At 72.0% G+C, this 7663-nt stretch carries 7 protein-coding genes; all 7 read left to right on the plus strand.

All coding sequences use genetic code 11. From position 1 onward, the window contains the following. Window positions 1-1030, plus strand: a 1030-nt coding sequence (locus ACWDX9_RS56425; protein ID WP_449971169.1) for an MFS transporter, incomplete at its 5' end; no start/stop codon positions are given. Between the two features lie 26 nt (window positions 1031-1056). Continuing rightward, a complete protein-coding gene (locus ACWDX9_RS56430; RefSeq protein ID WP_449971172.1) occupies window positions 1057-2178 on the plus strand; it encodes an FAD-dependent monooxygenase in 1122 nt (373 codons plus the stop codon). A 140-nt stretch (window positions 2179-2318) separates the two neighbouring features. After that, window positions 2319-3380, plus strand: coding sequence for a fatty acid desaturase family protein (locus ACWDX9_RS56435; RefSeq protein WP_449971175.1), 1062 nt, complete (start codon window positions 2319-2321; stop codon window positions 3378-3380). A gap of 55 nt (window positions 3381-3435) precedes the next feature. After that, window positions 3436-3918, plus strand: a complete 483-nt coding sequence (locus ACWDX9_RS56440) for a cation:proton antiporter regulatory subunit (protein ID WP_319713832.1) — start codon at window positions 3436-3438, stop codon at window positions 3916-3918. 8 nt (window positions 3919-3926) lie between these two features. Beyond that, window positions 3927-5087, plus strand: coding sequence for a cation:proton antiporter (locus ACWDX9_RS56445; protein WP_449971178.1), 1161 nt, complete (start codon window positions 3927-3929; stop codon window positions 5085-5087). Between the two features lie 17 nt (window positions 5088-5104). After that, on the plus strand, window positions 5105-5698 hold the full coding sequence (locus ACWDX9_RS56450) for a pentapeptide repeat-containing protein (RefSeq protein ID WP_449971182.1): 594 nt from the start codon (window positions 5105-5107) through the stop codon (window positions 5696-5698). A 52-nt stretch (window positions 5699-5750) separates the two neighbouring features. Further along, window positions 5751-7610, plus strand: coding sequence for a hypothetical protein (locus tag ACWDX9_RS56455; RefSeq protein ID WP_449971185.1), 1860 nt, complete (start codon window positions 5751-5753; stop codon window positions 7608-7610). Window positions 7611-7663: the final 53 nt, after the last annotated feature.

The following is a 7663-nucleotide window of genomic DNA, read 5'->3' on the forward strand; positions in this document are numbered from 1 at the left end:
CCCTGACGTCGTCATCGGCGTCGCGCTCCTGATCGCCTGCGCCGCGCTTCCGCCGGGTAAGCGCGCCGGCGCCAGGGGCCTGCCGGACGTCCTCGGCGCGTGGCTGCTCGCCGCGGGCATCGCGGTCATCGTGCTGGCCATCTCCAAGGCGATGGCCTGGGGCATGGACGTGGTGTGGCTGGCGCTGGCCGCGCTGGCCCTGCTGGGCGGCGCGTTCGCGCAGGCCAAGCACCACCGCCTGCCCGCGATCGACCTGGCCCTGTGGCGGCGTCCCAGATTCGTCTGGGGCTGGCTCGCGACCTGGGGCTTCGGCGCCCTGTCGTACGGGCTGCTGACCGTGCAGCCGCTGTACCTGCTCCACCTCGGCTACCCCATGCTCGAGGTGGCCATGTGGCTGACACCCACGTCGGTGGCGGTCGTCGTGACGAGCTTCCTGGCCGGGCGGATCGTCAAGCGGGTCGGCGCGTACGGGCTGATCTACGCGGGCTCGCTGCTGTGCGGCGGCGCCTGCGTGCTCGTGCTGACACAGGCCGGGCCCACCGTGTGGGGCCTGATCGCCAGCGTCGTGGTCGGCATCGGCGTCGGCGCGCTCGCGCCGGGCACCTCCGTCGCCACCACCCTGGCCGCCCGCCCCCACCAGTACGCCTCCGCCGTCGGCGCGGCCACCATGGCGCGCATGGTCGGCGGGGCCGTCGGCGTCGCCGTCGTGTCGGTCGTCATCGACCACCCGTTCATGACCGGCCCCTTCGCGGGGCTGGCCGGCGCGCTCGCGATGTGCGTGGCCATCTCCGTGCTGATCGGCGCGCTGGCCCTCACCAAGATCACCCGGCTGCGGACCGACCCGGGCGACGTCATGATCAAAGTGCCGCGCCGGATGCTGCTGGAACTGCGCATGACTCTCGCCACCGTGGCGGCGGAGGCCGACGCGTTGCTGCCTGCCGAGACCCGCACACCCCCCACGGACCACATCCCGCGGCCGCGGGCGGCCGAGCCAGGCCCGCTCGCCGGTTCCCGCGGGAACCCGAACTAGTTCAACCATTCGAAAGGGCTCTCGTCATGGCAACCACATCGTGCGACGTAGCGATCGTCGGCGCCGGGCTCGGCGGCTGCTTCCTCGCCTTGCTGCTGGGTCGTCGCGGACAGCGCGTCGTCGTCATCGAGCAGGGACCTTCGGTCCCCAGCGCGGGCGCGGACTTCCTCAAGCCCCCCGGGCTCCGGGTGCTGGCCCGGCACGGGCTGGCCGACTTGGTCGGACGCCATGGCCTCAGGCGCGACACCGTCCGCTACTACCACGACGGCGACCCCATCCAGGAGTGCCGATTCCCGGAGGGAGGCTTCCTCGTCCGCCCCTACCGGGAGCTGGTCGAGCTCATCTACACGAGCTGCGTCATGGAGGGCGTCGAGTTCTGGTTCGACGCCAGCATCGACGACATCGCGATCGGCGACGGCCGCGTGGAGGAGCTGACGCTCTCGAACGGGCGCAGGCTGCGGGCCGGCGTCGTGATCGGCGCCGACGGCACCAGGTCGGCCGTACGGCAGGCGCTCGACATCGAGCAGCGCACGCTGCCGTACGAGCGGCTGCTGATGCGGGTGGCCACCGTCCCGCTGACCGCCAGCGTCGCCCAGCTCAACCGGCTGTACTTCAGCTCGGAAGGCTGGTTCGCCTACCTCTATCCGATCAACAGGGACCAGGCCAGGGTGTTCGTCGGCCTGCCCCCCGAGGACGACAAGGAGATCTTCCAGGACGGCATCCCCGCGCTGCTCGACGCGCTGAAGAAGTTCGTCACCGACAGCTCGGACGCCTTCAACGTCCTCCAGCCCGCGACCTGGCAGCGGATCAAGGTCTCCTCGATGCGGGTGGCGGAGTACCACAAGGGCAACGCGGCGCTGCTGGGCTCGGCCGCGTTCGCCTGCCATCCCATGACCGGGATGGGCATGAGCTACACGCTGCACGACGCCGAGCTCCTGGCCGACGTCATCTGCGCGGCCGGCGGCGACGCGGACCTGCTCGACCGGCTGCTGTCCGCCCGCTACGAGCCCCGCAGGGACGCCCACAGGCAGCTGATCGACTACGGGGACGCCCTGGCCGCGACCTTCCACGACCGGGCCGCCTACCTCGCGGCCTTCCGCCCGGACCTGCACATCTACGGCGACGCGGCGGCTTTGCAGCCGATCTGAGCCGGTGTCCCCGCCGCCCGCCCCCGGATGGTAGGGCGTGCACTACCAAGAGAACGGGTGACAGCGGGGGTCCGCCGGACCCCCGTCTCTCGCGATGCTGATGAGTGATCACATACGACTCGTCAGCATCGGAGAGAAACGTGGGGACTGTGGGGACCGCCGCCGTTCGGCGCGGCAGCGACTTCGCGAGACTGTCACGCCGCATCGCCGAGGCGGGGCTGCTGGACAAGCGGCCAGGCTATTACGCGGCCAGGATCGGCCTGGTGTCCGGGCTTTTCGCGGGGAGCTGGGCGCTGTTCGCCATGGTCGGGGACTCCTGGTGGCAGATCCCGGTCGCGGTGCTGCTGGCCGTGGCCTTCGCGCAGGTGACGCTCCTGGCCCACGACCTGGCGCACGGGCAGATCTCCCGGTCGCGGCGCATCAGCAGGATCGCCGGGCTGCTGGTGGGCAACCTGGCCGTCGGGCTCAGCTACGGCTGGTGGATGGACAAGCACACGCGCCACCACGCCAACCCCAACCATGAGGAGCACGACCCCGACGTCGCGCCCGACAGCCTGATCTGGTCGCAGAAGCAGGCCGAGGAGGCGCGCGGGATACCCCGGTTCATCGGGCGCTGGCAGGCGTTCCTGTTCTTCCCGCTGCTCACCCTCGAAGGCGTGAACCTGAAGGTGTCGAGCTTCCGCGCGCTGCGCCGCCCCTCGCTCAAGAGCAGAGGGCTCGAAGGGCTGCTGCTGAGCGCGCACGTGCTCGCCTACCTGGGGGCGGTCTTCCTGGTCCTGCCCTTCGGCACGGCGCTGGTGTTCGTGATCGTGCACCAGGCCTGCTACGGCGTCTACCTCGGCTGCACGTTCGCGCCCAACCACAAGGGCATGCCGGTCCTGACCGCCGAGGACGAGCTGGACTTCCTCCGCCGCCAGGTCCTGACCTCCCGGAACGTACGCGGCGGGCGCCTGGTCAACACCGCGCTCGGCGGCCTGAACTACCAGATCGAGCACCACCTGTTCCCCAGCATGCCGACCGCGAACCTGCGCAAGGCGCAGCCCATCGTCCGCGAGTACTGCGAGCGGCTCGGCGTCGACTACCTCGAATGCGGCCTGTTCGCGTCGTGGGGCCAGGCCCTGCGGCACCTGCACGAGGTCGGACGCCCGCTACGCGAGGCATCGAGGGCGACCGGGCCCGCCTCTGCGGAGCAGAGGCCATAGGCAGGTGTTGGTAGGGTTTAGTCGCAAATAGGCGGATCTGAGCGGGTGGGGATAGGTGGAGGTCGAACAGACAGCGCTGCCGGGAATCGGGCTACGACACGACTTCACCACCCGCAAAGGACAGCGGGTCGGCGTCGTGTCCCATCGCACCGGTCGCCGGGACCTGGTGATCTACGACGCGGACGATCCTGACGCCGTCTGCCACGTGGTCAAGCTCAACGACGAGGAGGCCGACGCCCTGGCCGAGCTCCTCGGCGCCCCCCGCATCGTGCAGCGGCTCAACCAGCTGCACGAGCAGGTCGAGGGTCTGGTCAGCGTGCAGCTGCCCGTCCCGGACGGCTCCCCCTACGCCGGGCGTCCCATGGGTGACGCCCGGGTGCGGACCCGTACCAGCGCCTCCATCGTGGCCGTCGTGCGCAGCGGGCGGGTCTTCGCCAGCCCCGGCCCCGACTTCGTGTTCGCCGCGGGCGACGTCGTGGTCGTCGTGGGCAGCGAGGACACCACCGCCGAGGTGGCCGGCATCCTGGCGGACGGGTAGGACCGCGGGTGCACCATACCGCGGTCCTCTTTCTCGAGTTCGGTGCCATTGTCCTCGCCCTGGGAATCCTGGGCGCCCTCGCGCTGCGCGTGGGCATCTCGCCCATCCCGCTCTACCTGATCGCCGGCCTGGCGTTCGGGACCGGCGGGGTGCTGCCGCTGGCGACCAGCGACGACTTCGTCTCCGTCGGCGCGGAGCTGGGCGTCGTCCTGCTGCTGCTGACGCTCGGCCTGGAGTACAACGCCGACGAGCTGGTCACCAGCCTGACCGGCAACGTCCGCGCGGGCATCGTCGACCTGGTGCTGAACGCCGCCCCCGGCGCGATCTGCGCATTACTGCTGGGCTGGGGCCCGGTCGCGGCCGTGGCCATGGCGGGCGTCACGTACGCCACCTCCTCCGGCATCACCGCCAAGGTGCTGTCGGATCTGGGGTGGATCGGTAACCGGGAGACGCCGACGGTGCTGTCGCTCCTGGTCTTCGAAGACCTGACGATGGCCGTCTACCTGCCGATCCTGACGACCATCCTGGCCGGGCTGAGCCTGGCCAGCGGGGCGGTCGCGGTGGGCGTAGCGCTGCTGACGGTGAGCGCGGTGCTGGTGGTGGCGCTCAAGTTCGGGCGCTTCATCGAGGCGTTCGTGGCCAGCCCCAACAACGAGGTGCTGCTGCTCAAGGTGGTCGGGCTCGCCCTGCTCGTGGCCGGGCTCGCCCAGCAGCTGAACGTGTCGGCGGCGGTCGGCGCGTTCCTGGTCGGCATCGCGCTGTCCGGCGAGCTCGCCGAGGACGCGCAGGCGCTGCTGGCGCCGCTGCGCGACCTGTTCGCGGCGGTGTTCTTCGTCTTCTTCGGCCTCCAGACCGATCCGGCGAAGATCCTGCCCGTGGCGGGGCTGGCCGCGCTGCTCGCGGTGGTCAGCATGATCACCAAGCTGCTGACCGGCGTGTACGCGGCCAGGCGGGCGGGCATCGGCAAGGCGGGCCAGGCGCGGGCGGGCATCGCGCTCATCCCGCGCGGCGAGTTCAACATCGTCATCGCGGGCCTGGCGGTGGGCGCGGGAGCCCACCCCGACCTGGGCGCGCTGGCGGCGGCGTACGTCCTCATCCTGGCGGCCTTCGGGCCCCTGGCGGCCAAGCTCGTGCAACCTCTCATCACCTCCATCGCCAAGCGGTCCTGATCCGCTAGTTTGTTCGCATGACCCAGCCCACCGAGAAGACGATCTGGTCCACCGACTGGGACAGCCTGGAGATCTCCGGCGAGAGCCATCGCCGGGTGCTGTTCCAGGACGTGGACATGACCGAGCTGGTCGACCACGGCTCCTCCTTCGAGGAGTGCCACTTCAGCAACGTGCGCTTCAACGTGTCGGTCCACGACGGCGCCCGCTTCGTCAACTGCACGTTCACGCGGTGCTCGTTCTTCGACGCGACGTTCGACGGGTGCAAGCTGACCGGCAGCGTGTTCGACGGGTGCACGTACGGGCTGTTCAAGGTCGAGGGCGGCGACTGGTCCTACGTCGGCCTCGCCGGCGCCGACCTGCGGGGCAGCGTCTTCCGCGGCACCCGGCTGCGGGAGGCCGACCTGTCGGGCGTCCGGCTGGAGGGCGCCGAGCTGCGGCGGGCCGACCTGTCGGGCGCGTCGCTGCGCGGCGCCGACCTGACGCGGTGCGACCTGCGCGGCAGCGACCTGAGCACGCTCGACCCCCTCACCGTCACGCTCAAGAACGCGATCATCGACCCGTTCCAGGCGACGGTCGTGGCCGGCGCCCTGGGGCTGGACGTACGCGAGTAGGCGGCCACCGAGATCGGCTGCGGATACCGGGCGGGCACCGCAGTATGGCCGTGTGAAAATCACCGATCTCCTCCCGGCCGAGCGGGCCGTGGCCGAAGCCGTGCCCCACGGCAGGGAAGTCGACCTGCGCTCGGGCGACCTCGACCCGGCCGTTCGCGCGCAGGTCCTGGCCGAGCTGCTCCTCGGCGAGCACGACGGGCCCAAGCCCGCGCTGCGCCTCATCGGCGCCCGGATCACCGGCCTGCTCCACCTGGCCTTCGCCGAGATCGGCTTCCCGATCACCCTTGAGCAGTGCGCGTTCGACGAGGCGCCCGACCTGTACCAGGCGCGCACCCGCTTCCTCAGCCTGAGCGGCTCCACGCTGCCCGGCCTGATCGCCTCGAACATCCAGGTGGACGGCAACCTGCGCCTGGCCGGCTGCCACCTCACCGGCGAGCTGCGCCTGTCCGGCGCCCGCGTCAGCGGCAACCTCAACCTCAACCGCGCCCACCTGGACAACCCGGGCGGGGTCGTCGTCAACGGCGAGCACCTCGACGTCGGGGGCACCCTGCGGGCCCAGGACGGCTTCAGCAGCCACGGCGAGATCTTCCTCACGGCCGCGCGGATCGGCGCCGCCGTGAACCTCGACGACGCCCGCCTGCACGCGCCCGGCGGCATGGCCCTCGAGGCGTCCAACCTGACCGCCCAGGTGGGCCTGCTCGCCCGGAGGATGACCGTCGACGGGGAGATCTGCGTGCGCTCCGCCCGCGTCGGAGGGCCGCTCACGCTGCGCGGCTCGCGCGTGCGCAACCCCGGCGGCATCGCCGTGCGCGGCGGCGGGCTCAACGCCGAGGGCGGCCTGTTCCTGTCGCTGGTCGAGACCGAGGGCCAGGTCCGCCTGGGGAGCGCCGCCGTCGCCCGCTCGCTCAACCTCGACGGCGCCACCCTGCGCAACCCGGGCGGCGTGGCCCTGGCCGGCGACGGCCTCACGGTGGACGGCGCCCTGCACGCCCGCGACGGGATGAGCGTGGAGGGCGAGATCAGCCTGCTCGACGCCTCCGTCACCGGCCCCGCCCACTTCGAGGGCGCCAGGCTGGCCAACCCCGGCGGCTCGGCCCTGACCGCCAACGGCATCACGGTCGGCAAGGTGCTCAACCTGTGCAGCGGCTTCTCGGCCCAGGGCCGGGTCCGCCTGACCAACGCCCAGGTCGGCAGCCGCCTGTGCTTCGACGACGCCACGCTGGAGGCCCCCGGCGAGGTGGCGCTCAAATGCTGGCGGGTGGAGGCGCGCGAGCTGGCCCTGCGCACCGCCACGCCCGTCCGGGGCACCGTGGAGCTGCGCCACGCGCGCATCGGCGTCCTGCGCGACGACCCCGGCGTCTGGCCGGACGCGATGCGCATGGACGGGCTCGCGTACGAGGTGCTCGACCCCATGCTGCCCGCCGCCGGACGGCTCGGCTGGCTGCGCAGGGATCCCGAGGGCTACCTGCCGAACGCGTACGAGCAGCTCGCCGCGATGTACCGGCGGCTGGGCAGCGACGCCGACGCCCGCGACACGCTCCTGGCCGGCCAGCGGCGGCGGCGCGCCACCCTCCCGTGGTACGCCGGGCTCTGGGGCCACCTCCAGGACGTCACCGTCGGGTACGGCTTCCGCCCCTTACGCGCGGCCGCCTGGCTGCTGGCGCTCCTGGCCGTGGGCACGATCGTGTTCGGCCTGGCCGAGCCGCCGCCGCTGAAACCGGGGGAGGCCCCGCCGTTCCACGCGTTCGTCTACACGCTGGACCTGCTGCTGCCGCTCATCGACTTCGGGCAGGAGAAGGCGTTCAACCCGCTCGGCGGGACGCAGTGGCTCGCGTACGGGCTGATCGCCGCCGGCTGGGTGCTGGCCACCACGATCGCCGCGGGCCTGACCAGGTCGCTGCGCCGCGCGTAGGAGCGGTCAGCCGCTGACGGCGCGCAGGGCGCCCGGGAGGCGGCCGGTCAGGC

This window comes from Nonomuraea sp. NPDC003201 (assembly GCF_053590415.1).